At 68.5% G+C, this 25,579-nt stretch carries 19 protein-coding genes; 10 read left to right on the forward strand and 9 right to left on the reverse strand.

The features are described from left to right. Positions 1-5: 5 nt before the first annotated feature. Genes ACSRUE_RS19955 through ACSRUE_RS19970 form a run of 4 tightly spaced genes read left to right on the forward strand, consistent with a single transcriptional unit; the run spans position 6 to position 8,224 of the window. Positions 6-2,327: a type VI secretion system Vgr family protein gene (locus tag ACSRUE_RS19955; RefSeq protein ID WP_441292360.1), complete on the forward strand. Its 2,322-nt coding sequence runs from the start codon at positions 6-8 to the stop codon at positions 2,325-2,327. A 1-nt stretch (position 2,328) separates the two neighbouring features. Continuing rightward, on the forward strand, positions 2,329-3,663 hold the full coding sequence (locus ACSRUE_RS19960) for a hypothetical protein (RefSeq protein ID WP_441292361.1): 1,335 nt from the start codon (positions 2,329-2,331) through the stop codon (positions 3,661-3,663). Further along, positions 3,660-7,652, forward strand: a complete 3,993-nt coding sequence (locus ACSRUE_RS19965) for an RHS repeat-associated core domain-containing protein (RefSeq protein ID WP_441292362.1) — start codon at positions 3,660-3,662, stop codon at positions 7,650-7,652. Before ACSRUE_RS19960 ends, ACSRUE_RS19965 begins: the two co-directional genes overlap by 4 nt. Positions 7,653-7,681: 29 nt before the next feature. Next, positions 7,682-8,224 (forward strand): hypothetical protein, encoded by a 543-nt coding sequence (locus tag ACSRUE_RS19970; RefSeq protein WP_441293106.1) that lies wholly within the window; start codon positions 7,682-7,684, stop codon positions 8,222-8,224. Between the two features lie 238 nt (positions 8,225-8,462). Here the strand turns inward: ACSRUE_RS19970 and ACSRUE_RS19975 are convergent, their stop codons facing one another. Both ACSRUE_RS19975 and ACSRUE_RS19980 read right to left on the reverse strand, forming a co-directional pair. Beyond that, on the reverse strand, positions 8,463-9,188 hold the full coding sequence (locus tag ACSRUE_RS19975) for a hypothetical protein (RefSeq protein ID WP_441292363.1): 726 nt from the start codon (positions 9,186-9,188) through the stop codon (positions 8,463-8,465). Between the two features lie 46 nt (positions 9,189-9,234). Next, on the reverse strand, positions 9,235-9,987 hold the full coding sequence (locus ACSRUE_RS19980; RefSeq protein WP_441292364.1) for a hypothetical protein: 753 nt from the start codon (positions 9,985-9,987) through the stop codon (positions 9,235-9,237). A gap of 752 nt (positions 9,988-10,739) precedes the next feature. Between ACSRUE_RS19980 and ACSRUE_RS19985 the strand changes: the two genes are divergently transcribed. Beyond that, on the forward strand, positions 10,740-12,212 hold the full coding sequence (locus tag ACSRUE_RS19985) for a DUF5050 domain-containing protein (protein ID WP_441292365.1): 1,473 nt from the start codon (positions 10,740-10,742) through the stop codon (positions 12,210-12,212). Positions 12,213-12,354: 142 nt separating this feature from the next. Here ACSRUE_RS19985 and ACSRUE_RS19990 read toward each other — a convergent pair whose 3' ends face one another. Then, on the reverse strand, positions 12,355-12,657 hold the full coding sequence (locus ACSRUE_RS19990; RefSeq protein ID WP_441292366.1) for a hypothetical protein: 303 nt from the start codon (positions 12,655-12,657) through the stop codon (positions 12,355-12,357). Positions 12,658-12,826: 169 nt separating this feature from the next. Between ACSRUE_RS19990 and ACSRUE_RS19995 the strand changes: the two genes are divergently transcribed. The 4 genes from ACSRUE_RS19995 (at position 12,827) to ACSRUE_RS20010 (ending at position 17,771) form a co-directional block, all read left to right on the forward strand. Then, positions 12,827-13,507, forward strand: a complete 681-nt coding sequence (locus ACSRUE_RS19995) for a hypothetical protein (RefSeq protein WP_437765783.1) — start codon at positions 12,827-12,829, stop codon at positions 13,505-13,507. A 142-nt stretch (positions 13,508-13,649) separates the two neighbouring features. Further along, positions 13,650-14,072 (forward strand): DUF1810 domain-containing protein, encoded by a 423-nt coding sequence (locus tag ACSRUE_RS20000; protein ID WP_441292367.1) that lies wholly within the window; start codon positions 13,650-13,652, stop codon positions 14,070-14,072. A gap of 351 nt (positions 14,073-14,423) precedes the next feature. After that, positions 14,424-16,430, forward strand: a complete 2,007-nt coding sequence (locus ACSRUE_RS20005; protein ID WP_441293107.1) for a sodium-translocating pyrophosphatase — start codon at positions 14,424-14,426, stop codon at positions 16,428-16,430. Between the two features lie 177 nt (positions 16,431-16,607). Next, positions 16,608-17,771, forward strand: a complete 1,164-nt coding sequence (locus ACSRUE_RS20010; protein ID WP_441292368.1) for a pyridoxal phosphate-dependent aminotransferase — start codon at positions 16,608-16,610, stop codon at positions 17,769-17,771. A 33-nt stretch (positions 17,772-17,804) separates the two neighbouring features. On the opposite strand, the gene ACSRUE_RS20015 is transcribed toward ACSRUE_RS20010, so the two are convergent. Next, positions 17,805-18,746, reverse strand: coding sequence for a LysR family transcriptional regulator (locus ACSRUE_RS20015; protein WP_441292369.1), 942 nt, complete (start codon positions 18,744-18,746; stop codon positions 17,805-17,807). A gap of 134 nt (positions 18,747-18,880) precedes the next feature. Here ACSRUE_RS20015 and ACSRUE_RS20020 point away from each other — a divergent pair, with 134 nt between their 5' ends. Beyond that, on the forward strand, positions 18,881-19,288 hold the full coding sequence (locus ACSRUE_RS20020) for a RidA family protein (protein WP_441292370.1): 408 nt from the start codon (positions 18,881-18,883) through the stop codon (positions 19,286-19,288). On the opposite strand, the gene ACSRUE_RS20025 is transcribed toward ACSRUE_RS20020, so the two are convergent. The 5 genes from ACSRUE_RS20025 to ACSRUE_RS20045 all read right to left on the reverse strand — a co-directional run bounded on the left by ACSRUE_RS20025 (position 19,278) and on the right by ACSRUE_RS20045 (position 25,070). Then, complete coding sequence (locus ACSRUE_RS20025; RefSeq protein ID WP_441292371.1) at positions 19,278-21,290, reverse strand: ABC transporter ATP-binding protein; 2,013 nt, start codon at positions 21,288-21,290, stop codon at positions 19,278-19,280. The genes ACSRUE_RS20020 and ACSRUE_RS20025 overlap by 11 nt on opposite strands. Further along, the gene (locus ACSRUE_RS20030) at positions 21,287-23,020 is read right to left on the reverse strand and encodes an ABC transporter ATP-binding protein (RefSeq protein ID WP_441292372.1); all 1,734 of its coding nucleotides are present in this window, start codon (positions 23,018-23,020) and stop codon (positions 21,287-21,289) included. Before ACSRUE_RS20030 ends, ACSRUE_RS20025 begins: the two co-directional genes overlap by 4 nt. Continuing rightward, a complete protein-coding gene (locus tag ACSRUE_RS20035) occupies positions 23,014-23,628 on the reverse strand; it encodes a TetR/AcrR family transcriptional regulator (protein ID WP_441292373.1) in 615 nt (204 codons plus the stop codon). Before ACSRUE_RS20035 ends, ACSRUE_RS20030 begins: the two co-directional genes overlap by 7 nt. A 102-nt stretch (positions 23,629-23,730) precedes the next feature. Further along, positions 23,731-24,120 (reverse strand): hypothetical protein, encoded by a 390-nt coding sequence (locus tag ACSRUE_RS20040; protein ID WP_441292374.1) that lies wholly within the window; start codon positions 24,118-24,120, stop codon positions 23,731-23,733. Continuing rightward, on the reverse strand, positions 24,120-25,070 hold the full coding sequence (locus tag ACSRUE_RS20045) for a lipase family alpha/beta hydrolase (RefSeq protein WP_437765791.1): 951 nt from the start codon (positions 25,068-25,070) through the stop codon (positions 24,120-24,122). The genes ACSRUE_RS20040 and ACSRUE_RS20045 overlap by 1 nt, the downstream gene beginning before the upstream one ends. Between the last annotated feature and the right edge of the window lie 509 nt (positions 25,071-25,579).

Consider the following 25,579-nt stretch of genomic DNA (forward strand, 5'->3'; position numbering starts at 1 on the left):
CAGCGATGCTGGACAGCGATTTTTCATTTCAATGGGACGGTGGGGGCCGTCTCCACGTCGTGAGCTTCACGCTGAACGAAGCAATCAGCGTCCCCTACGAGCTCAAGCTGCTCCTGCACGCGCGAACGACCGAGGGGGAGGTCGACCCCTTCGACCTCTTGGGCAAGCTCGGCACGCTGCGAATCTCCACGGGCACCACCCCTCCGGAACGATGGGTCCACGGCGTGATAGCCAGCGCTGAAGACAAGGGAAGCACCCACACCGGTAGCCTTTACGAGATCGTCCTCCTTCCCCCATTCGGACGCGCCATGCACCGGAAGCGGAGCCGGATCTTCCTCGAGAAGACCACCCGGAAGATCATCGAGTCGGTCCTCATGGATGACTCGATGATGCAGCCAGGGGATGTCGATGGTCAACCGGCCAAGGCGGATCGGCGCGCGGCCGATCTGCACCGCGCGTTCGCCAGCCCGGACGAGAAGTTCGCTTGGCGTCTCCTCGACGCGGCGCGCGTCGAGGACGCGGCGGTACGGCCTTACGTCGTGCAGTACGAGGAGAGCGACTTCGACTTCGTCTCGCGTCTGCTCGAGGAAGAGGGGATCAGCTACCATTTCGAGCACACGGACAGCGCGGTCGTCCTCGTCATGTGCGATCACGATGGCGGCAGGAACAAGCTCGACCCGTTCGAGCCGCTCGCGCCGGTCGCGGTGGGCCGTCACCTCGACAGGGTCCGGCTCGGTGGGCGTCTTCGCCCGAGCCGGGTGAAACTCGTCGACTATAACTGGCAAAAACCGAAGCTCCCGATGGACGCTGAAGCGCGGGGCGACTCGGACGATCTCTTCGTCCAGCTCTACCCGGGTCGGTTCGTCGAGAGCCCAGAGCACGGCGCGCCGCTCGCCAGGGCGCTCCTCGAGCGCTTCCAGACCGAAGGGCGCTTCGGCACCGCCGAGGGCTCGTGCCGGATCCTCGGTGCGGGGACGATCTTCAAGCTTCAGCACGCTCTGGATCGCTATGAGGGCGAATACCTGGTGACTCGATCCGTCCTTCGCGGAGTTGCCGAAGGGGAGCTCGGCCCCGGCGTCGAGGGCGTTGGGAGGCTGCCGAACGACGGGCCGTGTCATGCGGAGATCGAGATCGTGCGTCGGGGCGAGCGCGACAAGGCCGCGGAGTCACGCTTTCGTCCCGCGCGACGGACACCGAGGCCACGGATCTTCGGAACGCAGACGGCGACGGTGGCCGACGAGCCGGGCGCGCGCGGAGCCGAGATCCATGTCGGCGGACCTGAGGGAAACGAGAACGGATGCGTGCGGCTGAAGTTCCACTGGGACACCGAGACCGAGCGGCACGAGAAGGAACCCACAAGCGCGTGGGTGCGCGTCGGTCAGATGTTCGCGGGCGCCGGCGGCGGCTCGGTCGCCCATCCACGCGTCGGCACCGAGGTGATTGTGGCCTACGAGGACGGCGATCCTGACCGGCCCGTGGTCGTCGGCCGCGTCTACAATGGCATTCAGCTCCCCGCGGCGTCGGGCAAGGGGGCGGCCACGGTCACGACAATGAAATCGATGTCGAGCCCAGGCGGCAAGGTGTTCAACGAGTTCCAGTTCAACGACACCGCAGGTAGCGAGAAGGTCAGCCTCACCGCCGGCAAGGATCTGAACACGGACGTGGGGAACAACCGCTCGGAGACCATCAAGAACAACAGCACGTCGACGGTCAACGTGAACCGCACCGAAGAGACCGGAGCGAGCCGCAAGACCCACGTGACCGCGACGAATGAGGAGAACGTCGACGGCGATGAGAAGGTGACGATCGGCGGCCGACAGACGCTGACAATCACCTCGGGGCAGGACCAGAGCGTGACCGCCGATCGCAACCTCACTGTTACCGGGCCTCACGGCGTCACTGTCGGCCCTGAAACCTACACGGTGAACGGCGCCGAAAAGCTGACGATCACCGCGGCGAAGACGGAGACGATCGGGGCCGCGTACGATCTCACGGTTGCTGCCGCGATGACGGTCAACGCCGGCGCTTCGCACACCTTGAACACGCCGATCGCCACCACGAACGCGCCGGTGATCTCGGACAACAGCGTATCTTGGACCGTCAGCGCGAGCGCTGTCGCCAAAATCGACACGACCGTCTTGAGCGCTGTCGCAGCGGGCCCAGCGACCCTGCAGGGTGCCACGGTCACCGTCACCGCCGCGGGAGATGTGGTCATCTCGGGCGCGAGCGTCCAGATCAAGGGAGGGAGCATCTCGCTCGAGGGTGGCGCGATCAAGATCGCGGGCGGGACCGTGGACATCACCGGCGGTGTCGTGAAGGTGAACTGACGTGGATCCGATTACCCTCGCTGCCAAGCGTTTCGCCGCCGAGTTCGAGGCGTTCTGGGCGCCGCCGCCCGGCCATGCGGTGACGCGGCCTCCGGTGCTGCGCCTCGCGGTCGCCCCAGTCGACCGGAGAGACATGATCAAGGCGCTGCGCGTGATCGAGTGGCAGCCCGACAACCGCCACGCGTTCATCATTGTCGAGTCTGCCTTCTCTACCGAGGCGTCCTTTGCGTTGGCCGTAGCGACCGCGCTCGAAGCCGACTACGAGAAGCTCCGCAAAGGCCTCGCGGAAGAAGGAAGCGCGATCCACGCGCTCGTGTCCACCGAGCTGCCCATCACGACCGATCGTGTCGCGGCGCAGCTTCGCCGGGCCGCGGGCAACGTGAGCGCTGTACTCGACGGCCTTGTCTTGGCGCTCGTCCCCGCGCGCTTTGACGAAGAGGCTGCTTATGCGTCCTTTGTGGAGCGGCTTGCACCGGCGTCGAATGGAGCCACCGTTCGGGTGTGCGTCCTGGATCACCCTAGCCTGAGGAGCCTCCTGCCAGGACAGGCGCGTTTCGCGGTCGATCACGATGCGTTGCTGGGGTTCTTGAAGGAGCTCAAGTCCGATCGCGCGAACGGGCCCGCCTCGGCGACGCCACAGCTTTCTCCGGCGCAAAGAGCCGCGCTGGAGAAGGAGCTGAAGCGGCGCATTCCATCGCGGCCCACCGGCGATGAGCTGAGGACGCTATTACTCGACGCCGGCAAGGCGATGACCGACGGCCAGTTTAAGACGGCCGTCCGCAAGTTTCGCGCGGCGCGCATGCTCTGCCATCTGAGCGGGTTGACGCAGGAGGAAGCGGCGACGTCGATCGCGCTCGGCAGTATGGCCCTCGCTGCGGGCGACAAGCGCGCCGCGATCGCGGCCTACCGGGTGGCGAAGCAGATCGCGATCACCGGGGAGATGCCAGCGATGGCGGCTCAGGCCGAGCTCGGCATCGCCGGGGCGCACCGGTCGACGCGCGACTACCGTAATGCACGCGGATCGTATGCCGAGGCGATGGCACTGGCCGAGTCGCTACCGGCGCTTCGGATCGAGGCGATGCGAATGACGGCCGAGTGCTTCGTACTGGAAGAGCAGCCGCATGAGGCGATCGCGTCGTATCGCGATGTCCTCGACGCCGCCGAGCGACTCGATCCGGGTGTCCGGCGGACGACGTCGTTCGTCCACGCCGGCGAGGCGCTCGCCAGGCTGCTCCTCGCGCTCGGGCAGCCGGACCCGTCGCGCAACGTGGAGGCGCGTGTGGCGCGCCTCCAATCAGAAGGGGCCGCGTTGGGGAGCCCGGAGGAGCGTTCGTGATCGCGTCAAAATGGGGTGATCCCGTCCTTGGAATCGACATCCATGCGGTGACGCTTCCGCCTCCTGCGCCGCCTGCTCCGACGCCACTGCCTCACCCGTTCATCGGTGTGGTCTTCGACCCCTTGGGCGCTCTCGTGGGTGCTTTGATGGGGGCCGTCTTTGGCGGCGGGGGTCCAGTATATGTCAATGGGATGCCGTGCGGCAATACGGGCACTGAGGTGAAGGGCATCCCGCATGTTCCGACCCCACCCGGTGTCGCGCCTCACCCGGTGGATGCTCCGACGGCCAATGAGGGGTCGCTCATCAGTGGATCGAAGACCGTGCTGTTCGCCGGATCGAGCGAGAGCCGCACCGGGTCGATCGTGATGAGCTGCAGCTACCCGATCAACCTGCCCGGAAGCGTGTGCCTGTCCGTGCCGATGGGGCCGCCCGTGCTCATCGGCGGCCCCGAGGCGGTGGACTGGGCCGCGGCGGTGACGCTGGGCATACGCACCAAGTGGATGTCGAACAAGCTCCACAGCCTGCTCGGCGCGACGAAAGGCTCGTGGCGCAGCAAGCTCATCTGCTTCCTCACCGGGCATCCCGTGGACGTGATGACGGGGGAGTTGCTCGCAGAGGCGGTTGACTTCGAGATCCCCGGCCTCATTCCCGTGGTGTGGGAGCGCAATTACCGGAGCCGCCAGACGCGCCAGGGAGCGCTCGGATCGGGCTGGTACCACCCGTTCGATGAGCTCGTCGAAGAGACGGAAAGGGGCCTGGTCCTGTGGCTTGCCGACGGACGGCCGAAGCAGCACCCGAAGCTCAGGGCGGGCGGCTCGGACTGGGACGGCGAAGACCGGTACTGGATCCGCCGGGTCGACGGCGGGTACGACGTCGAGTCGTGGGATGGGATCCGGCGATCGTTCCGCAAGGTCGACGGCGCCAAGCACTTTGTCCTCACCGGGATCGACAACCGCGCGGGCAACCTCATCACGCTCGACTACGAGCGAGGGTATCTGTGCCGGATCCGAGACACGGGCGGGCGCGAACTCGACGTGCGCTGGACGCGTGAAGGGCGGATGGAGGGGATCTATTTCGAGACGCAGCCGCTCGTACGGTACACTTACGATGCGGAGGGGCGGCTGGCGCGGGCGATCGATCCTGCGGGAAGCGCGCTTCGGTACGCATACCGTGGCGGTGTAATGGTGGAGGAGATCCATAAGGGTGGCCTGGCCTTCCATTTTTCGTGGGACTGGTATCATCCGGAAGGCTGGTGCACGCGTACCTGGGGCGAAAATCCTGCGTCTGCGATGCAGCCCGGAGAGCCGGCGGGGGTGCCGCAGCACATCTACAATCGCAAGATCACTTATGATAAGCACCGGCACTTCACTTCGGTTGAAGATGGACGTGGCGGGATTACCCAGTATTGGGGGAACGACCTTGGACTCGTCGAGAAACTTATAGACCCCGGGGGGGCCGTGACCGAGTACACTTGGGACGCACTTTGCCGAAAGACGAGCGAGACTGACGGCGTCAGCAACAAGACCGAGTGGACTTACGATGCTCAGGGTAATTGCATCAAGGAGCGTGACGCACTCGGCGCTGAGACTCACTGGACGTTTGATCGTGAGAACCAGCTTGTCCGGATCGTCGATCCGGCGGGTGCCGAGTCAATCATCGAATGGGGACGGAAGGGGCAGCCTCTCTGGGTGTGCAATCCGCTCGGCGTGATGACGATCTATACCCACGATGACCATGGACGCGTCCTGAGCGTCGTGGATGCGATGGGGCGGCGCATCATCATGACATGGACTTCTCGCCACGATCTCGCGAGCTACACTGACGGGGAGAACCGAACGACAAATTTTGAATACGATCTGCTCGGCCGGCTTACTGGCTCGCGGGACGCAGGGGGACGGATCGAGCGTGCGGTCCGTGACGTGATGGGTCGAATCACTTACCTCGAGTGTGCTGACGGTGAGAAGTTCTGGATGGAGTACGATGTCGAGGGGAACGTCATCGAGCAGGTCGATTCGCTCGGACGCGTGACGCGCATGAGATATGCGGGCATGAGCCGACTCGTCGAGCATATCAATCCGATGTGCTACCGGGTGCGGCTGGAGTACGACAGCGAAGAAGATCTCATCGCTGTCGAGAATCCGCTCGGCGAGCGCTACCGCTTCGAGCTCGATCGGGCGGGACGCGTCAAGCACGAACTCGGCTTTGACGGCAGAAAGCAAAGCTATTTCTTCGACAAAGCCGGAAGAACAAATCGAATCCTCGGCCCAGACTATCATGTAACTTTGGTCGAGCGCGATCCGCTCGGACGCGTGATCAGGCGGAAATGCACAGCACCGTCGGCCTATCATGCTATTGGAGGCGCCGCGGTGCGCGGGGAGGAGGAGAGCTTCGAATTTGACGCGTGCGGCGCGCTTGTGGCAGCCCGGACTGCTGCGACGAGCATCATTTTCGAACGCGATGCGCTCGGCCGAACTATCAAGGAACACTGCCAGGTCGGTGAGATATCTCATTTCGTTGCGAGTCGTTACGATCTGTCAAGCAACCGAATCGAGCGCGAGACCGACCTAGGTCATCGAACCGAATACATTTGGGACGGCGCGGGTGATTTGGCGGGGGTGAAGGCAGGGGCGAGTTCGAAGCTACTTACAGCAGAAGTGCGGGCATTGCGACTCCCACTGTTCATGTTGTCCGATTGGGAGATGACGATCGAGCGCGATCCGTTCGGCCTAGAGAGCTCGCGCAGGGTGCCAGGCGGCGTGGTCGCCATCTGGAAGCGGGATACGTTTGGACGGCCGGCGTTGCGGCAAGTCCTAATAGGCGCGTCCCCTGGGCGGAAAGCCGAGGATGTGAGCCGGGTCGGCTATCGATGGCGGGCGCCGGAACAGATCGAAGCAATGATCGACACAAGTAGGGGCGCCACACGGTTTGAACATGACTCACGTGGTCACCTCATCGCGGCGATGTTTCCAGACGGAACCACGCAGCACCGGGCGAGCGATGCGGGGGGGAATCTATTCAGAAGAACTGATTGTAGTGATTCGGACTATGGGCGAGGTGGCACACTTCAACGTTCAATTGGTAATAGATACCGCTACGATGGACAGGGGAATCTGATAGAGAAAATACTCGTAGATGGTACGAGTTGGAAATATTCATGGAGCGTGACGGGGAGACTGATAGAAGTGCTCCGGCCGGATGGCAAGGCGATACGATTCACGTACGATGCGCTCGGCCGGCGGACGAGCAAGGTGTTCGACGGTAGCATCACGGAGTACGTCTGGGACGGCGATGACCTAGTGCATGAACGGGTGAAAAGCACTGACGGGGCTTTTCAGCCTTTGGTAACGTGGATTTTTGATCCAGACTCGTTTGCGCCAGTAGCAAAAATCGAGGGTCGCAGGCGCTATGCGGTAATCACTGATCATCTGGGTACACCAACGATGCTGCTAACCGAGGATGGGCAGCTCGCGTGGAAGGCGCAGCTCGATATTTGGGGCGTGGTGCGGGAGGAGGAGGCTGTCCGAGAGGAGAACCGGACGAGCAACTCGTGGAGATGGCCCGGGCAATATGAGGACGCCGAGACGGGACTCTACTATAACCGGTTTCGGTATTACGATCCAGAGACGGGGAGGTATATTAGTCAGGATCCGGCAGGATTAGATGGCGGCTTGGCACAATACGCGTATGTTCATGATCCACTGATCTGGATTGATCCTCTGGGTCTAGCAAAGAAGAAAAATTGTAAAAAAGGGGGAGGCGACGATGATATCAATCGGGGCCCGGGTGGCGCACGCAAGCACAATCCAGGTAAGGCGCATCGTAATGCTACCAATAACCGAAAAGCCAAGGAGAAATGGCAGGCCAGGGCAGCTAATAAGCGAGCACAGGCTGAAGAGAGATACCGGAAGGCTTTGGAGAGATGGGAAAAGATGTCTGAGGCTGCCAGGAAACTTCTCCCAGAACTGCATCCGGACAAATTTAAGCCATGAAGCCACGCATGATACAAAAGCCGCCTCGCGTGCGGAATCGTAGGCGATTCGTCTCAGATTGGGACGAGCTCGATTATTTGTATCATAAGGCACTGCAATGGTTCTATGGGTCGCCTGTCAACTCCGTTCGGGCACGGGCTTTTGCTGTTCGTCTTGAGGAACTCCTCACTAAGATGAAGCCTGGGTCGATGTCTATTATGGCTCAGGAGTGCTGGGCTCTTGTCTGTGAAATTAAAGGCGATCTGGTCGGAGCTATTCGTCACCGACGTCGCGAGATTAAGTTGCTGATGAAGTTGCTCTCGCTTCCTGAATACCCTCAACTGGATCCCGAGATTGTTGGAAGTCACTCGGACCTGGTTGATTTGCTCGTGCTCCTCGCACTTCTTTATCAAGATACTGGTTCTTTTGAGGAGGCAATCAAATGTTTAGAGCAGGCGCGGGAGGTGGCAAAGCAGCGTCGCTTCAGGTTTCCGGCGTATGAGCTTTTGACGGATCTGCGTTTGACGGTGCGGGAGTCCAAGAGAAGTCGTGTTGGAGTAATGTCTAAGACAAGAAGGACTGGTTACGGCTGAGCGAAATTTGGTCTGGTGATTGTGTTCGTTGGTGAAACATGGTGGGTTGCGGGTTGACTTCTATTGGCGTGCTGATCGTCGTGTTGGGTGCCCGACCCTCTGTTCCCGGGCTCCGCGGCGGAGGTGTGACATACGGCCGCGATCGAGGCGTCTTAGTCCAGTCGGTCGCGGGATCGCAGACTGCTGGCTCACCCGGCGACGCCCGTGGATGCGCGCTTGCGGTCGACGGGATCGACCCTCAGAAGCTCACGCGCAGGGTCGCGCCGGTCGGGCCGACGGTGAGCTCGGGGGCCTGGACCGACACCTTGCGCGGGATGTCGTCGCGCACCCAGACCCGCTGGTTGCTGACGAGGCCTGCGACGAGCAGCACGAAGCCGGTCACCTGCGTGGCCCCGTCGAAGAGGAGGAGGGCGGCGGCGAGCCGGCCGCTGCCGCGGTCGACGTCGACTTCGTCGCCCGTGCCGAGCGTGATGAACGGGCCGCCCACGGGCACGAGCAGCGGCGAGTAGCTGGCGGCGTCGTTGCCTCCCTCGCTGAGGATGCTCCCCGCCGTCAGCGCCGAGAGCGCCCACGCGCTGGCGAGGACGATCGACCCCGCGATCACCAGCCGGCGGTTCATCTGCGTCTCGACGCGATAGCCCGCCGGCCGGATCCCGCCTTCCGTGAAGGTCAACGTTCGTGGCGTGCCGAGGATGATGGACGGCGCATACGGCACGTAGCCCGGCGGCACGTGCTGGGGCGGCGGCGCGTATCCAGGTGGCAGCGCGTAGCCGGGCGGCGCATGGCCGGGCAGCGCGTAGCCGGGCGGCGCGTAGCCGGGCGGCGCGTAGCCGGGCGGCGCGTAGCCGGGCGGCGCCGCGCTCTGCGCGGACGGGGGGGCGTCGCTCTCCGCCGTGGCCGGCGCTGCGAGCGCGAGCGCTCCAACCAGCGTGGTCATCGAGAGGACGGTGCGGATCGCGGTCACGTGCGTCTCCCTTCGGGGTGAGGGCTGTCGGCGCAGGGGCACCAGCTCAGAATCTCCATCGGAGGGTGGCGGAGGACCCGCCGATCGAGACCTCGGGCCAGCGGGACGCAGCGAGCCCAGGGTCGCGTGAGCTCACCGTGAACTGGCGCTCGAGGTAGATGTCCTCGTTCGCGAGACCGGCGGCGTACAGGATGAGCCCGCCCACCTGGGTCACGGCGTCCATCGTGAGCCAGAAGATGCCCGCGCCCTCCGCTTCCAGGGTCCCTATCGCGATCATCGGGCCGGCGAACGGGATGAGCAGCGGCCCGAACTCGTCGAACTCGTCGTCGTCGAACGACGCGACGCCTGCGATCGTGAACGTGAGCGCGTACGGGATGCCGAACGTGAGCAGCCCCGCCGTGGCGAGCTTGCGGTCCGCCCTGGTCCGGAGCGCGTAGCCGCGCGGGATCGGGTCCCCCTCTTCGTACTCGATGGTCCGCGGGTTGGCCCACGGCGGGAGCGGCGGCGCCGGCAGGTAGTAGCCCTGCGGGATGGGCACCAGCGCGCCGCCCGCCGGAGCGACAGGGGCGGGCGCCGGAGCGATCGGGGCGGGCGCCGGAGCGATCGGGGCGGGCGCCGGAGCGACAGGGGCGGGCGCCGGAGCGATCGGGGCGGGCGCCGGAGCGATCGGGGCACCCGCTGCCGCGGGCGCCGTGCCTGGCGCGGCGGGCCTCGCCGCGTCGCCGCGCGCCGGTTTCGGCGGCGCGGCCTGCGCCTGCGCGGCCGCCGGCGCGGCGAGCCCGAGCAGCGCTGCGAGCACCGCGGCGGCCTGGACGCCGCGAGCGCGCGGCGCGGCGTCACGGCGTAGCGGTACGGTACTCCCTTTCGTTTGCCCGATCGGCATGCTGGCTCCCGTCGCGCTCGCGCGACGACTCCGAGGAACTGTGCGGGTGGCTTCGGTGCAGCGAGGCCAGGATACGCAGACCGTTCACGAACTCAATCCGCCCGCACGGTGTGGACGGGCGCCCCGCTGAAGGAGCCCCGACGCTGGCGAGCCCGTCGCCCGCTCCGGCCGCACGATGGGCCACCTCTCGGCCATGCGCTGCACGCCGGAGGAGGCGCTCGTCGCCGCGAAGGCCACGATGCCCCGCCCTCGGCGCATGCTGGGCTGCCGCTCCCAGGGCGCCGGCGGTGCCCGCGCGCCCCGCGCTCACCCGCGCGATACCCGGCGTCGCCGAGCGTGGTCCGCGCGCCCGCGCGGCGCCGTCGCCCCGCCGCGACGCGCCGTCCAACCGTGCAGATGGGACAACCCTGACGGGTAAGGACCGTAGCGAGCGGACCCCTGGGACAACCACGATGCGTAAGGGTCATGGCAAGTGGACGCCTGGGGTAACCCTGACAGGTAAAGACTGTATGTCTCTCACCTGCTCTGGCTCAGCTCGCCACCGCCCCATCGGGCGCTACGCTGTTGTCTGATCAAGGGTGATGTCGCGGCCACCCCCATGGTGAGCTCGGCAGAACCATGGCCTTCCATGACATGGCGGCGACGACCGCCAGCGGAGGAGCGAGACGATGACAAGGACCTCATTCGTGGTGCTGGCGTGCGCGGCTGCCGCGCTGAGCAGCGCGTCGTGCGGAGGGACGGACAAGGGCAATCGGGCCACGGGCGGCGGCGATACGGGCAGCGGCACCACCGGCGGCGGCGATGCGAGCGGCGGCGATACAGGCGGCGGCGCCACGTCAGGGACCGGCGCGCAGCCGGGGGCCGGCGCGCAGTTCTCCGTCGACGCGCAGGGCGGGACCTTCACAGCGGACGACGGCTTCATCCTCGAGGTGCCGCCGGGCGCGGTGAACGAGAACACGGTGATCACCATCGAGCGCATCGACGAGGCCCCCGAGGGCGCGGTGGGGCCCATGTACGTCCTCGGCCCGGAGGGCCTGACGTTCGAGAGGCCGATCACGCTCACGCTGCCGATCACCGTCGAGCTCAGGGCGGAGCTGGGTGACAACACGGTCCTCGGCGCTCATGGCTTCACCGCGCAGGAGGGCTCGGACGATTTCGCGCCGCTCGCGCGGCACGACGTCTCGAGGGTCAGCGTCGTCACGGAGACCGACCGCCTCTCGAGGATCTATCCAGGCATGATCCTGGCGACCCCGATGGCGAGCCTGCACCGCTATCCGAGCGCGCTGGCCACCGACGCGTCCTTCCTCTACTTCGCGAGCGGCGGCACCGAGGACGTCGCGACCGGGGACAACAACGACGGATTCATCTACCGCGTGAGGCTGGGCACCGCCGAGCCAGAGGCGATGATCCCCGCCGATCCCGATCCCAAGGCGCTGTGGGTCAACGACTCCCACGTGTACTGGGCGAGCGGCGGCGATGACGACCCGGTGATCCCCTCGGCGCTCCGGCGCGTCGACAAGGCGACCCTGGAGGTGGAGACGCTGGCCCAGATCGGCTATGTCGTGAGTGTCATCGGCGACGCGTCCGCCCTCTACTTCGGCGACGGCGATGGAGAGAACCTCTTCACGATGCCGCTCGGCGGCGGCGAGCCGGTCGTCCTCGCGTCCGGCGCCGGGAGGCCCGCGTACCTCGCGCAGGACGCGCAGAACCTCTACTGGACCGGCGGCGCGGCGACCAACAAGGTCTACAAGGTGGCGAAGACGGGAGGGGAGGTGACCGTCATCGCCGACAACGAGGCCGAGCCGGCCGGGATCGCGGTGGACGCGGCGTTCGTCTACTGGGCCAACGCCGGCGACGGCGGGGTGTTCAAGGCGCCCATCGCCGGAGGACAGAAGACCTTGATTTATCGGGGGGACTCGATGGCGGGGCTGGCCCTCCGGGGCTCGACGCTGTTCTCGACGGACACGCGCGGGAACCGCAGCGTCAACGCGCACGATCTCGAGAGCAACAGGACCGTCCTGCTGGCGTTCGGGCAGCCCGTCCCCTGGCGTGTCATCGCCCCGGAGGGGCAGGGCGTGTTCTGGTCCAACGCCGGCGACTACCGCTACGAGGGGCAAGTCGCGTCCTACAACGCTCCTTGAGCGTCCGTGTCCCGGCGGCGGGTGGTGGGGTCGCTTCGCTGAACGTGGGGGGCTTTTGAGCCGCCAAGGACGCGCGGCGGCGCTCACGTCGTGACGCCGTCGCCGCGCCCGCGCGTCGTCGCCACGATCGTGGCCCCGGCGCTCACCAGCCAGGATCGAGCGCCGGCGCGACGGGCACGAACGGACCGACCTCACCGAGGTTCCAGCCGCCGTGGCGGAAGCAGGCGCCCGAGCCGCCGGTGCGCACGCCGCAAAGGAGGTCGTACCCGCCTTCGATGAACGTGAAGCGCCCGGCGTCGATCGGCATCTCGGCGCCGTCGTAGCGCCTGCACGCGAGGGCCCCCTCGGCGTCGAGCGCGCACACCGCTCCGGCCGTGGCGGTGATGGAACAGGTGGAGGCGCGCGCCTCCATCGCCCTGCCGATGGAGGAGGTTGTCGCCTCCATCGCCGGGTCGAGCGGCGGTCTGCCCCACGACCTGCGTCGCGATCTGCGCTGCGAGAGCATCGAGGGCACAGGAGCGCTCAGGGGATCGTCGCAGGCACGCTCCCTGCTCTCTGGCTGGTTGCGGGGGCGGGGGCGGCCCGAGCGGCCGGCATACCAAGGGAGTCACACCATGAAGATTGCTGCGTATCATCTCGGTCTCGGTCTCATCACCTTCTCGATGGTCACGGGCTGCGTGGCGGCGGACGCCGGCAGCTTCGACGAGGAAGACACGGCGGAGAGCGCCGAGGAGCTCGGAGGAAACCCTGACCCCTGCGCGATGGGGACCGCCCCGAACTTCACCAGCCCGCAGCTCACCGCGGTCGGAGCAAGCGAGACCTACGTCCGCGCCTACCAGTGGATCGACGGCATCTGTCCGGACATCGGGCAGGATCGAGCGACGACGATCGTGGATTTCCCCGTGCCCGGCTATTACCAGCACCAGATCCCGGAGACATACCGCTTCGACGTGCAGCCTACCTTCTGGGGGGCCTCCTCCACCTCGTGGAGCAACGCGTCGCAGGCGATGAGCGACTGCGCGAACACCAAGATGGCCACGCGCGTGCAGCGCTGGGACGCGGCCACGAGCCAGTTCGTGCAGCTCACGTACAAGGAGCAGGCGGGCACGTGGCTCTGGGACAACCCGCTGACCGGCCGAGGGCACTGCTCGACGCCGGCGTTCGTCTACTACCACGAGAACTACGGGACCGCGCAGCAGGTCGCCACGACCAAGTACCGCGTCCGCACCTGGGCCACGCAGCCCGACGGCTCCCACGCGTCCGTCTGGATCACGGGGACACACACGAGCTTCTAGCCCTGCCCATCGCTCCATCCGGGCGGGCTGGCGCGAGCAGCGATCCGCTGTTCGCGCGAAGCGCCTTGAATCCCCCCGGATCCTCGAGGCAGCTGGAAGCCCGGCGACGGGTAGAATGCTATTCTGGGGTCGAGGAGCGCCCATGCCCGATCCGCACGACCTGCAACGATTCGTGGACGCGCAGGCTCCGGTCTATGACCGCGTCCTGGTCGAATTGCGCCGAGGAGAGAAGGCCAGCCACTGGATGTGGTTCATTTTTCCGCAGCTGAAGGGCCTGGGCCACAGCGCCATGGCTGAGAGGTACGGCATCGCTTCGAAGGGCGAAGCCGAGGCGTATCTGCAGCACCCGACGCTCGGTCCGAGACTGCTGGAGTGCACTCGCCTCGTGAATCAGATCGAGGGGCGCTCGCTCTACGACATCTTCGATAGCCCCGATGACATGAAGTTCTGCTCGTCGATGACCCTGTTCTCCCGCGCGGCCCCCGGCGAGGGGGCGTTCCTCGCGGCGCTCGACAAGTACTGCGGCGGCGAGCCCGATCCGCGAACGCTCGCGCTGCTCGGGTAGCGCCGGCCGTCGCCGGACGCGCCGCTGGATCGCCCCCCGTGGGTGGATCGTCGACGCGCTCGCGTCGCGTCGGGTGCGCCCTCCTTGCCTGTAACATTCCGATGCCACGGTTGCTTTCGGCTCGCGCGGGAACCAGCACCACCGACGTTGCGGACACCACGTCCCAGGGGGCCAGCTCAAGATTTCGCCCTGGGCGGCCGCCTGGAACCGAGGCAACGCAATTTCCTACTTGATCCGCCGTCGTGGACGGACGAGTGAGCCGGCGCTCGCTCCGGCCGGGGGCGACCGAGAGGACCATCACCCGTGGATGCATTGTCGTACCAGTCGCTCGTAACGGGCGCCGTCGCGCTCATGGTCGCACGCACGTTCTACGTGCGTGTCAAGAGGGCCCCTGAAGGCAACGAGACGATGGCGCGCATCGCGCGCTACGTCCGCGAGGGGGCGATGGCCTTCCTCGCGCGCGAGTACAAGGTGCTCGCCGTCTACGCCGCCGTCGTCTTTGCGCTCCTGGCCGCGACGCTCGGGCTCCTGTCCGCGGGCGCGTTCGCCGCGGGCGCGTTCCTGTCGCTCATCGCCGGCTTCTTCGGCATGAAGGCCGCGACGTACGCCAACGTTCGCACGGCCGAGGCCGCGCGCGCGCACGGCAAGGCCACCGCGCTCGTCACCGCGCTCGACGGCGGCGCCGTCATGGGCCTCTGCGTGGCGGGGCTCGGCCTCATCGGCCTGGGCGGCATCTACGCCCTGTTCCGCAGCCACGAGCACCTCGCGACGATCGTCCACTCGTTCGCCGTCGGCGCGAGCTCGATCGCGCTCTTCGCCCGCATCGGCGGCGGCATCTACACGAAGGCCGCCGACGTCGGCGCCGACATCGTCGGCAAGGTCGAGGCGAACATCCCCGAGGACGACCCCCGCAACCCGGGCGTCATCGCCGACAACGTCGGGGACAACGTCGGCGACATCGCGGGCATGGGCGCCGACATCTACGAGAGCTACGTGGCCGCGGTCGTCGCCGCGATCGCGCTCGGCCTCACGCTGCCGATCGCCAAGCTGCAGCAGCTCGCGCCGTCGATGGGCGAGCAGGAGCTCCGCGCGATGGCCGTGTCGCTGCCGCTGCTGCTCGCGACGATCGGCCTGGCGGTCTCGGTCGTCGGCATCTTCATCACGCGCGCGCTCAAGAACCTGCCGCCGGCCCGGGTGCTGCGCCTCGCGCTCATCGTCCCGCCGTTCCTCGTCGTGCTCGCGGCGGCCGGCATCCTCCCGGGGCTCGGCTTCAGCTCCGGCGCCGTCGTCACCCTCGCGGCCGGCGCGGCGGGCGGCGCCATCGTCGGCCTCGTGACCGACTACTACACGTCGATGGGCCCCATCCACAAGGTGGCCCAGAGCTCGCTCACCGGCCCCGGCACCAACGTCATCCGCGGCATCGCGGTCGGCCTCGAGAGCGTCGCGATCCCCCTCATGACCCTCGTCGCCGTGGGCTGGATCTCGAACCACTACCTCGGCCTCTACGGCATCGCGCTCGCCGCGGTCGGCATGCTCGCGGGCACCGCGATCGTCATGACCGTCGACGCGTACGGCCCGATCGCCGACAACGGCGGCGGCATCTCCGAGATGGCCGGCCTCGGCAAGGAGGTCCGCGCGATCACCGACGAGCTCGACGCGGTCGGCAACACCACCGCGGCCGTCGGCAAGGGCTTCGCGATCGGCTCGGCGGTGCTCACCGTCGTCGCGCTGTTCGCCGCCTTCAACATGGAGGTCGACGCGGTCCGCCGCGCGAAGGGCCTCCCGGAGCTCGTGCTGTACCTGACCGACGCCAAGGTCCTCATGGGGCTGCTCTTCGGCGCGCTCCTCCCGTGCCTCGTCGGCGCGCTCACGATGACCGCCGTCGGCCGCGCGGCCGGCGCGATCGTCGAGGAGATCCGCCGTCAGTTCCGCGAGATCCCCGGCCTGCTCGAGGGCAAGCCGGGCGTCGACCCGCAGCCGAAGGTCATCGTCGACATCGCCACGTCGGCCGCCATCCGCGAGATGATCGCGCCCGGCGCCATCGCGGTGCTCGCGCCGGTCGTCGTCGGCTTCGTGGCCGGCCCCGAGGTCCTCGCGGGCACGCTGGCCGGCGCGCTCGTCGTCGGCGCGGTGCTCTCGCTGATGATGGCGAACGGCGGCGGCGCCTGGGACAACGCCAAGAAGCACATCGAGAAGGGCGGCCTCGACGGCCACGCGAAGGGCTCCGACGCCCACAAGGCCGCCGTCGTCGGCGACACCGTGGGCGATCCCTTCAAGGACACGTCGGGCCCCGGCATCTCGATCCTCATCAAGGTGATGGGCGTCGTGTCGCTCCTCATCGCCCCGCTCATCGCCTGAGCGGACGCGCCGTCACGGCGAGCAACGAGAGAGAACGCGGCCCTCACCGGCCGCGTTCTCGCTTTTGTGGCTTCACGCACGGCTCTCGTCCTGCCTCGGCCGTCGGATTTCCTCTGCTGACAGCGGAGCTGCCGTGCTGTAAATGGCCTGTCTTCGGCGGGGGAGAAGGATGGCCGGGTGAGGATCAGCCGCCGCTCGCAGGTGCCGCCGTTCGCGGTCATGCAGGTGCTCGCCGCCGCCAACGCGCGGCGCGCGGCGGGTGAGCCGGTCATCAGCCTGTGCGCGGGCCAGCCGGGCTCAGGGGCGCCCGCCGCCGTGCGCGCGCGGGCGGCCGCGCTCCTCGCGGAGGGCGACCTCGGGTACACCGAGGCGCTCGGCATCCCGGCGCTGCGCCGCGCGCTCGCGGAGCACTACGGCCGCTGGTACGGCGTGGACCTCGACCCGTCGCGCGTCGCCCTCACCACGGGGTCGTCGGGCGGGTTCCTGCTCGCGTTCCTCGCGGCGTTCGAGGCGGGTGACCGCGTGGCGCTCGCTCGCCCGGGCTACCCGGCGTACCGGAACATCCTTCGCTCCCTCGGGGTGGAGGTGGTCGAGCTGCCGTGCGGCCCGGAGAGCCGCTTCCAGCTGACGACGTCGCAGCTCAGGGCCGCGTGCGACGGTGCAAAGCTCGACGGCGTGGTCCTGGCGAGCCCGGCGAACCCGACGGGGACGATGGTCGACGCCGCGGAGCTCGACGCGATGGCGCGCTGGTGCGCGGAGCACGGCGTCCGGCTGGTGAGCGACGAGATCTATCACGGCCTCACGTACGGCCCGTGGGCCGGGCGCCAGGCGACGGCGGCGCGCCACGCCGACGCGGGCGCCGTCGTCGTGTCGAGCTTCTCGAAGTACTGGGCCATGACGGGCTGGCGCCTGGGGTGGCTCGTGCTGCCGCCGGAGCTCGTCCCGACGGTCGACGCGCTGGCGGGGAACCTCGCGCTGTGCCCGCCCGCCCTGGCGCAGCACGCGGCGCTCGCGGCCCTGACCCCGGAGGCGTACGCCGAGGCGGACCGGCGGGTGGAGGGCTACGCGGCCGCGCGCGACCTGCTGCTGCGGCGGCTGCCCGAGCTCGGCTGGAAGGTCGCCCCGCCCGACGGCGCCTTCTACCTGTACGCCGACGTCGGCACGGACGACTCGGTGGCGTGGTGCGAGCGGCTGCTCGCCGACACGGGCGTGGCGCTCACGCCGGGCACGGACTTCGACGGCGAAGGCGGCGCGCGGTACGTCCGGCTGTCCTTCGCGGCCCCGGTCGAGCAGGTCGACGAGGCGGTGACGCGGATCGTCGCCTGGCAGCGCGCGCGGTGACCGGCGGGGGGGCGCTGGGGAGGCCCGGGGAGCTCATGAGGCGGCGCGCGTCTCCTTCGGCTTCCGCCGGCCCGCTGGCATGAGCACGGCGAGCGCCGTGTCGATGAACGCGCGCAGCTTCGCCTGTGCCTGCGCGCGGGCGGGGAAGTAGAGGAAGAAGCCGGGGCCCGTCGGCGCATGGCGCTCGAGCGCCGTCGCGAGCGCCCCGCTCGCCAGATCCTCGGCGACGGCCAGATCGAACATGTACGCGAGCCCGAGCCCATCGCGCGCGAGGGACACCGCCAGATCGGCGTCGTTCACCGTGAGCGTGCCGGGGGCGTGCACGGTGATCTCGCGGTGATCACGCACGAACTCCCAGCGATAGAGCGCGGCGCTCTGGAATCGGTACCGGATGCACGTGTGGGCGAGCAGATCCTCGGGCTCCTCCGGGCGGCCGTGGGCGGCGAAGTACGCCGGCGCGCCGACCACGAGCCAGCGGAGATCCGGCGTGAGGCGCACGGCGGTCATGTCCTGGGCGAGGTCCTCGCCGATCCGCACGCCGGCGTCGAAGCCGGTCTCGGCGAGATCGACCAAGGCGTCGTCCACCGAGATCTCGACGGCCACGTCGGGGTAATCGCGGCGGAAGCGCGGGAGCACCGGCTCGATCACGAAGGGCACGGCCGTCCGGGGGACGGTGAGGCGGAGCAGCCCCACGGGCTGGCCGCGGAGCTCGTCGAGCGCCTCGAGCGCGGCGCTGATCTCACCGGCCGCGGGCGCTAGGCGCTCGTGCAGCCGCTCGCCGGCCTCGGTGAGCCCCACGCGGCGCGTCGTGCGCGAGAGGAGCGGGAGGCCGACGCGGCGCTCGAGGGCGCGGATCGCCTGGCTCACGGCGCCCGTGGTCACGCCGAGCTCCGCGGCGGCGGCGCGGAAGCTCCGGTGCCTCGCCACGGTGAGGAAGACGGTGAGGCCCTCGAAGCGGTCCGTCGCGCGGTTCATGGCGCGATTGTATAGCAGCGCTGATCGGCGCGTTTCGCGCCGCGGGTCTACCGGTCGTCGCGGGGAGGGCGCATCTAACCAGCGCGCGGCCGGGCATGCCGCCCTGCGCGCAGGGAGAGGACGAAGGAGACAGCATGGCCATCACCCTGGTGAACCCAAGCGGGTTGCCGAAGATCGAGGCGTACCGACAGGTGTCGATCGCCACCGGGTCGAAGCATGTGTTCATCGCAGGCCAGGTCGCCTGGGATGCCGACGGGAGGACGATCGGCACAGGCGACTTCGCCGCTCAGGTCGAGCAGTGTTACCTCAACGTCGCCACCGCCCTGGCCGGGGTTGGCGCCTCCTTCAACGACGTGGCGAAGCTGACCATCTACGCTGTCGACTGGACTCCCGACAAGATGCCCCTGCTGCTGGAGGGGATCCGTCGGGCGGCCGCGAAGCTGGGAGTCACCCCGGTCCCGCCAGGCACGCTGCTGGGCGTCGGCGCGCTCTCCGACCCCGATCACCTGGTCGAAGTCGAGGCCACCGCGGTCATCGACTGAGCGCGGCAGCGTGGCCCTCGAGCTTCGCGCCGCTTCCGCCGTTGCCGGTGAGCTGGGTCTGGTACAACGCGTGGTAGGCGCCGCCCGCGGCGAGGAGCTCCGCGTGCGTGCCGCGCTCGACGATGCGGCCTGCGTTCATCACGAGGAGCATGTCGGCGTCGCGGATCGTCGAGAGGCGATGCGCGATGACGAAGCTCGTGCGCTGGGCGCGCAAGGCGGCCATCGCGCGCTGGACGAGCACCTCGGTCCGGGTGTCGACCGAGGAGGTCGCCTCGTCGAGGATCAGGATCGCCGGGTTCGCGAGGAACGCGCGGGCGATCGTGATGAGCTGCTTCTCGCCGGCGCTCAGGTTGCCCGAGTCCTCGTCGATCACCGTATCGTAACCGGCGGGCAGGGCGCGCACGAAGCGGTCGACGTGCGCCGCGCGCGCCGCCTCCTGGATGTCGGCCTCGGTCGCGGCGGCGTTGCCGAACGCGATGTTGTCGCGGATCGTGCCCGAGAACAGCCATGTATCCTGCAGCACGATACCGAGCTTCGCGCGCAGCTCGCGGCGCGGCAGGCGCGCGATGTCGACGCCGTCGATCAGGATCCGACCGCCGTCGAGCTCGTAAAACCGCATCAAGAGGTTCACGAGCGTGGTCTTGCCGGCGCCGGTCGGGCCGACGATCGCGACCGTCTGGCCTGGCAGGATCGTGAGGTCGAGGTCCTCGATGAGGGGCTCGTCGGGCTTGTAGCGGAACGTGACGTGCTCGAACCGGACCTCGCCGCTCACTTTCGGCAGGGCCGCGGGCGGGGTGGCGTCGGGTGACTGGCCCTGTTCGTCGAGCAGCTCGAACACCCGCTCTGCAGAGGCAACACCCGATTGCAGGACGTTCGTGACGGACGCGAGCTGGCCGAGCTGCTGAGAGAACTGGCGCGAGTACTGGATGAACGCTTGCACGCTGCCGAGCAGCATCGCGCCCGACGCGACGCGCAGGCCGCCGATGACGGCGATGGCGACGTAGGTCAGGTTCCCGACGAAATTGACCGCCGGCATGATGATGCTGGACATGAACTGCGCGCGGAAGCTGGTCTCGAAGAGCTCCTGGTTCGTCGACTGGAAGCGCGCCTCGACGTCGCGGCGCCGCCCGAGCACGTTGACGAGCGCGTGGCCGGTGAACGCCTCCTCGATCTGGCCGTTGAGCACGCCGACCTGCGCCCACTGCGCGACGAATTTCGCCTGCGCGCGCTTCGCGACCGCCGCGGTCGTGAGCACCGAGAGCGGCACGGTGAAGAGCGTGATCACCGCGAGCACCGGCGAGATCACGACGAGCATGACGACGATGCCGAGGAGCGTCAGCGCGCCGTTCATGATCTGCGTCAGCGTCTGCTGCAGGCCCTGGGCGACGTTGTCGATGTCGTTCGTGACGCGGCTCAAGAGCTCGCCGTGCGGGCGGCCGTCGAAGTAGGCGAGCGGCAGGCGGGCGAGCTTGTCCTGCGCCTCGGTGCGGAGCCGTCGCACGGCGTTCTGCACGACCTCGTTGAGCAGGTAGCCCTGCAGCCAGGCGAACAGCGACGCGCCGGCGTAGAGCGCCATCACGAGCAGGAGCAGCTCGGCGAGCTCGCGGAGCTGGATGCCGCGGCCGGGAACGACGTCCATGTGGCCCACGAGCGCGGCGAGCCGCGCCTGGCCGGAGCGCTGGAGCTCCGCGACAGCCTCGGCCTTCGTGGCGGCCGCCGGGAGGCGAGCGCCCATCACGCCGGAGAAGATGATGTCCGTCGCGCGGCCGAGCAGCTTCGGGCCGGCCAGGCCGAGCCCCACGCTGAGCAGCGAGCAAGCGAGCACGACCGCGAGGCGCGCGCGCTCGGGGGCGAGGCGGCCGAGGAGGCGCCGCGCCGAGGGGGCGAACTGCTTCGCCTTCTGCGGCGGCGCGGCCCCCATGCCGAAGGGGCCGCGCGGCAGGACCGGGGAGCGCGCCCCCGCGGGGGCGGCGGGCGGGGGACCCGCGTGACGCGCGCTCATGCGGCCACCGCCGCATCGCGCTGCGAGGCCACGATCTCGGCGTACGTCGGGCACGACGCGAGCAGCTCGCCATGCTTGCCCTGGCCGACGATCTCGCCGTTGTCGAGCACGAGGATCTGGTCCGCGTCGACGATGCTCGACACGCGCTGCGCGACGACGATCACCGTGGCGGCGCGCGTGCGCTCGGCGAGCGCGGCCCGCAGCCGGGCCTCGGTCGCGACGTCGAGCGCGGAGAAGGCGTCGTCGAACAGGAAGACGCGCGGCCGGCGCAGCAGGGCGCGGGCGATCGACAGCCGCTGGCGCTGGCCGCCGGAGACGTTCGTGCCGCCCTGCCCGATCGGCGTGTCGAGCTTGCGCGGCATCGCCTCGACGAAGTCGCGCGCCTGCGCGGCGGCGAGGGCCGCCCAGAGCTGCTCGTCGGTGGCCGCGGGGTCGCCGTAGCGCAGGTTCGAGGCCACCGTGCCGGAGAACAGGAAGGCCCGCTGCGGCACGAGCCCGATGCACGACCAGACCGCCTCGAGGGCGAGCATGCGCGCGTCGACGCCGTCGAGCCGGACCTCGCCCCTCGTCGGGTCGATGAGCCGCGCGATCAGGTCGAGCAGCGTTGTCTTGCCCGAGCCGGTGCTGCCGATGATCGCGGTGACCTGCCCGGGGCGCGCCACGAACGAGATGCCGCGCAGGACGGGCAGCTCGGCGCCCGGATAGCGGTACTCGACGTCTCGAAGCTCGACGACGCCGGCCGGCTCGACGAGCGTGACGGGCTGGTCGGGAGCGCGCACCGACGGCTCGGTGTCCAGCACCTCGACGATGCGCTCCGAGCACGCGGCCGCGCGCGGCAGCATGACGGCCATGAACGTCACCATCATCACGGCCATCAGGATCTGCACCAGGTAGGCGAGGAACGCCGTCATCGAGCCGATCGCGAGCGTGCCGTCCGCGATCCGGTGCGCGCCGAACCACAGGACGGCGACGCTCGAAGCGTTGAAGACGAACATCACGGTCGGGAACATCAGCGCTTGCAGGCGCCCGATGCGCAGCGCGGTCTCGGTGAGGTCGCCGTTCGCGCGCTCGAAGCGCGCCGCCTCGGCGCGCTCGCGCACGAAGGCGCGGATCACGCGCACGCCGGTGATCTGCTCGCGCAGCACGCGGTTCACGGTGTCGATGAGGGGCTGCATCCGCCGGAACTGCGGCACCATCCGCGACATGATCGCGACGACGGCGCCGGCGAGCAGCGGCACCGCGATCGCGAGCAGCCAGGCGAGCGACCCGTCCTCGCGCAGCGCCATCACGATGCCGCCGACGCACATGATCGGCGAGAGGACGAGCATCGTACAGCCCATCATCACCACCATCTGCACCTGCTGGACGTCGTTGGTCGTGCGCGTGATGAGCGACGGCGCTCCGAACCGCGACAGCTCGCGCGCGGAGAACTCGCCGACGCGGTGGAACACCGCCGCGCGCAGGTCGCGGCCGAAGCTCATCGCGACGCGCGCGCCGGCGTAGTTCGCGGCGACCGAACACACGATCTGGACGCCGGTGATCGCGAGCATGATCGCGCCGAGCTCCAGGATCCGCGGCGTGTCGCCGAGCGCGATGCCCTGATCGATGATGTCGGCGTTCAGGCTCGGCAGGTACAGCGAAGCGAGCGTCGCCACGAGCTGGAACGCGACGACGAGCGCGAGCAAGCGCACCTGTGGGCGCAGGAAGCGGCGCAACAGCTGCCTCAGCAAGGCTCCTCCTCTTCGGGGCGGCGGCGGATACCATCGAGCAGGATCGCCACGACCTCCGCGGCGGTCAGGGGCATGCCGTCGGTGATCCGCGGGTGCGTGCCCGCGAACGTCATCATGCGCAGTAGCCGCGCTGCATACGCCGGATCGCAGCGCACCTCGTCGCGCGACGCCTCGAACAGGCGCTCGAGCTGCACGTGAACCTGCTCATCCTGGCGCGGCGTCTGAGCGCACCCGGACTCGGGGCGTATGGGTGGCGGCATCGTCATGCCGAGCATCGAGATGAGCTGCCAGATGCCCTCGACGCGGCGCTGCAGGACCTCGACCGCCTGGATCAAGCGATCGCGCAGCGGCGCCGCGAGATCGATGCGCTCCAGCTCCCGCAGCGTCGGCGCCGGATCGAACAGGGTCGCGATCGCGGCCTGGATCAGCGACTCCTTGTCGGGGAACACGCGGAAGAGCGTTCCTTCCGCGGTACCGGCGGCCATCGCGATCTGAGCCGTCGTCACGTTGCGGCCGTACAGGCGCAGCAGCGGGATCGTCGCCGCGATGATGCTCGCGCGACGCTCCTCCGGACGCAGGGGAGGAGCTCGCCGGCTAGGTGGTGCCATGCGTCCCGTATACCGGAGTGAGCGCTCACTCGTCAAGAGTGAGCGCTCACTCACTCGGTCTGCAGACGGGATCGGGGCCTTATTTCGTGGTCAACATCCGGGTCACGGGCTGCCGCGTTCTGTCCCTCGACGGCCAGCCGGCGCGTCCGGCGCGTCCGGCGCGTCCGGCGCGTCCGGCGCGTCCGGCGCGCTGGCCTCGCCCTCGCCCGGCGTCCCCGCCGGCTCCTTCTGCTGCTGCTGCTCGACGACGAAGAGGACCCCATCGATGGTGTACCCCGCGACCCGGTTGACGAGGCGGATCGCCACGTGGACGCCGGACACCATGGTGTCGTGGACGAGCCGGATCCCCCTCACCGGCGCCGCGATGGGAGGAATCTGCTCCAGCAGGTCGAAAGGCAGCTTCGCCGCGTGCTTCTGCAGGCGCTCCACGGCCCGCGAGCCGTGGTCGACCGCGTCCTGCACGAGGTCCTTCAGGCCGCGCCACCGATCCATCACGCCGCCTCCTCGCACCACGCGCGGATCTGCGCGTAGACGCCCGGGTCGCGGGCCAGGCGCAGGTGGCCGAGCGCCGGCATGATCCGCACGTGCTCCTGCGGGAACGGCGAGCACCGGTCCCTGGCCACCGCCCTCCCCGTGGCGCTCCTCAGCGGGACCACCGCGTCCCCGAACAGGAGCGAGAGCCGCGGGTCGGTCGTGAGCGCACCGGCGATGAGGTGGTGGCGGACGTGCGGGAGCAGGGGAACGGGATGGCGCCGGTTCTGGAGCAGGGCGTCCGCGTCGGCGCCCTCCCAGTCCTCTCGGCGCAGGTTGGCATAGGCGAGGTCCTTGATCCCGCCGCTCCGGAGGTTCGCGATGTCGGCGATGAGCTTCGTGTACGGATTGTCGATGCGCCCGAGCGCCCACGTGACGGCGCTGCCAAGGCGCTCCGCCGGGGCGCCGACGTGGGGTGTGCCGAGATAGAAGGCCCGCTTCAGCAGGGGCAGCCACCTCCGCCCCTTGCCGCTCGCCGCGTGCGCGGCGCTGCGCGCGACCAGGCCACCCATGCTGTGGCCGATGAGGGCCAGCTCCTCCACGGGAACGGGATAGCGACAGACGAGCTCCTCGAGGAGGACATCCAGGGCCTCCCCGTTCTCGGAGACACGGAGACCGCTATTGTACCGCACGTAGAGCGGCGTGTAGCCGAGATCGCGCGCGAGCAGCGATCCGTACGTCTCGCCGTCCGGCATCGCCCAGACGTCCTCGGTGCTCATCAGCCCGTGCACGAGCACGACGACGCGCGGCGTGGCCGACGCAGCGGCCGCGGGGAGCGCCCCGGTGAGCGGCACCGGGCGCCCATCGCGGACGAGCTGCATCGCGGTCGCAAGGCCATTGGCGGTCCGCCTCAGGTAGTCGCCGAGGAATCCATTGAGGACAGCAATGGCCGATTCCAGGTTGTTTCCCATGCGATGAGCCAGCCTGCGTTCTAGCATGGTGCCGCGCCGGGTGCCCCTCCGCAGATCGGCGCCCGCGCTCCCGAATCGCGTTTGGACTTCCTTCCATGAAACACAAAGGGGCCGCGCAGCTCAGCCGAAAGGCCTCCGACGATGGATTCGAAGTTTCGTTCGGTGATGAACGGCATCAACAATGCGGGCACGTCGACCCAGGGGACCCGAATGCCGTAGGGGGAATTCACAGGCGTAGTCGCCCGAGCGCGCTATCTCGCTCTGCCCGTGACCCCGGTAACTCCAGTGGACCAGGTGGGTCGTCATTGCGAGGGCGCTTACAAGGTGCTTCCAGAAGTTCTCCGTCGTGCTGAGGCCGTTCGTGAGGACGACGGGCGGTCGATCTCGCAGCTGCACCTCGTCGCCTGGGCGCTGGTGCGTGTGCCACGCGATGCGCGTCCCATCGCTTGCAACGATGTGCTGCAGGATCGAACCTTCCATGATGGGAACGGACGGTAGCATGCGCGACC

Source organism: Sorangium sp. KYC3313 (assembly GCF_052075895.1).
GTDB lineage: Bacteria > Myxococcota_A > Polyangia > Polyangiales > Polyangiaceae > Sorangium > Sorangium cellulosum_B.

Coding starts and splice junctions, on each gene's coding strand:
- ACSRUE_RS19955 (WP_441292360.1), top strand. CDS start 6: ATGCTGGACAGCGATTTTTCATTTCAATGGGACGGTGGGGGCCGTCTC.
- ACSRUE_RS19985 (WP_441292365.1), top strand. CDS start 10,740: ATGACAAGGACCTCATTCGTGGTGCTGGCGTGCGCGGCTGCCGCGCTG.
- ACSRUE_RS19990 (WP_441292366.1), bottom strand. CDS start 12,657: ATGGAGGCGACAACCTCCTCCATCGGCAGGGCGATGGAGGCGCGCGCC.
- ACSRUE_RS19995 (WP_437765783.1), top strand. CDS start 12,827: ATGAAGATTGCTGCGTATCATCTCGGTCTCGGTCTCATCACCTTCTCG.
- ACSRUE_RS20000 (WP_441292367.1), top strand. CDS start 13,650: ATGCCCGATCCGCACGACCTGCAACGATTCGTGGACGCGCAGGCTCCG.
- ACSRUE_RS20005 (WP_441293107.1), top strand. CDS start 14,424: ATGGTCGCACGCACGTTCTACGTGCGTGTCAAGAGGGCCCCTGAAGGC.
- ACSRUE_RS20015 (WP_441292369.1), bottom strand. CDS start 18,746: ATGAACCGCGCGACGGACCGCTTCGAGGGCCTCACCGTCTTCCTCACC.
- ACSRUE_RS20020 (WP_441292370.1), top strand. CDS start 18,881: ATGGCCATCACCCTGGTGAACCCAAGCGGGTTGCCGAAGATCGAGGCG.
- ACSRUE_RS20025 (WP_441292371.1), bottom strand. CDS start 21,290: ATGAGCGCGCGTCACGCGGGTCCCCCGCCCGCCGCCCCCGCGGGGGCG.
- ACSRUE_RS20035 (WP_441292373.1), bottom strand. CDS start 23,628: ATGGCACCACCTAGCCGGCGAGCTCCTCCCCTGCGTCCGGAGGAGCGT.
- ACSRUE_RS20040 (WP_441292374.1), bottom strand. CDS start 24,120: ATGGATCGGTGGCGCGGCCTGAAGGACCTCGTGCAGGACGCGGTCGAC.
- ACSRUE_RS20045 (WP_437765791.1), bottom strand. CDS start 25,070: ATGGGAAACAACCTGGAATCGGCCATTGCTGTCCTCAATGGATTCCTC.